We start from the raw sequence: 1,099 nt of genomic DNA, 5'->3' as shown, positions 1-1,099 counted from the left end.
GAGCTGGGCTTCGGTCGACTCGACCTCGCCGGCGATGAACTTCTCGACGAGCTGACGCGCCTCGTTGTCCTCATGCTGCACGGCCGGGGACTTCATGAAGTAGGAGCTCGGCGCCAGCACCGGGCCGGCGAGATGACGGTCGAGCGCGATCTTCGCGGCACGCACCGCATCGATGACGATGCCAGCCGAGTTCGGCGAATCCCACACCTCAAGGCGGTATTCGAGGTTCAGCGGCACATCGCCGAAGGTCGTGCCTTCCAAGCGCACGAACGCCAGCTTGCGGTCGTCAAGCCACGCCACGTAGTCGGACGGACCGATGTGCACGTTATGGCCCTCCATCTCGTGCGGCACGATGGAGGTGACGGCGCGGGTCTTCGAGATCTTCTTGGACTCCAGGCGCGTGCGCTGCAGCATGTTCATGAAGTCCATGTTGCCGCCGACGTTGAGCTGATACGTGCGATCGAGCCGCACGCCGCGATCCTCGAACAGGCGGGCCATGACGCGGTGCGTAATGGTGGCGCCGACCTGGCTCTTGATGTCGTCGCCGACGATCGGCAGCCCGGCGTCGCGGAACTTCTGCGCCCACTCAGGATCGGAGGCGATGAACACCGGCAGGCAGTTGACGAAGGCGCAGCCCGCGTCAAGAGCCGCCTGGGCATAGGCCTTATCGGCCTCTTCGGAGCCGACCGGCAGGTAGCTGACCAGCACGTCGACCTTCTTGTCCTTGAGCTCCTTGGCCACGTCGACGGGCTCGGCCGAGGACTCCTCGATCATCTCGCGGTAATACTCGCCCAGGCCATCGTGGGTCGGCCCACGCAGCACTTCGATGCCGAGATTCGGCACATCAGCGAACGTGATCGTGTTGTTCTGCGAGGCCTTGATCGCCTCGGACAGATCCTTGCCGACCTTGAGCGCATCCACGTCGAAGGCGGTCACGAACTCGATGTCCCGCACGCGGTAGCCACCGAAGTTGTTGTGCATCAGTCCGGGGATCTTGTCATCATCGGCAGTATCCTTGTAATATTCGACGCCCTGCACCAGCGACGAGGCGCAGTTGCCTACGCCGGCGATTGCTACGCGAATGCTCATATTAACTCCT

Annotated in this window: 1 protein-coding gene; it reads right to left on the bottom strand. The window is 63.1% G+C overall.

Features of this window, described 5'->3' with window-relative positions; all coding sequences use genetic code 11:
* Positions 1-1,089 (bottom strand): inositol-3-phosphate synthase (locus DDF78_RS11620; RefSeq protein WP_152581860.1); only part of this gene is annotated, 1,089 nt, incomplete at its 3' end.
* Between the last annotated feature and the right edge of the window lie 10 nt (positions 1,090-1,099).

It is taken from the genome of Bifidobacterium tibiigranuli (genome assembly GCF_009371885.1).
GTDB lineage: Bacteria > Actinomycetota > Actinomycetes > Actinomycetales > Bifidobacteriaceae > Bifidobacterium > Bifidobacterium tibiigranuli.
Note: the sequence above shows the minus strand (reverse complement) of the source record. Positions and strands in the feature narration are given on the sequence as shown.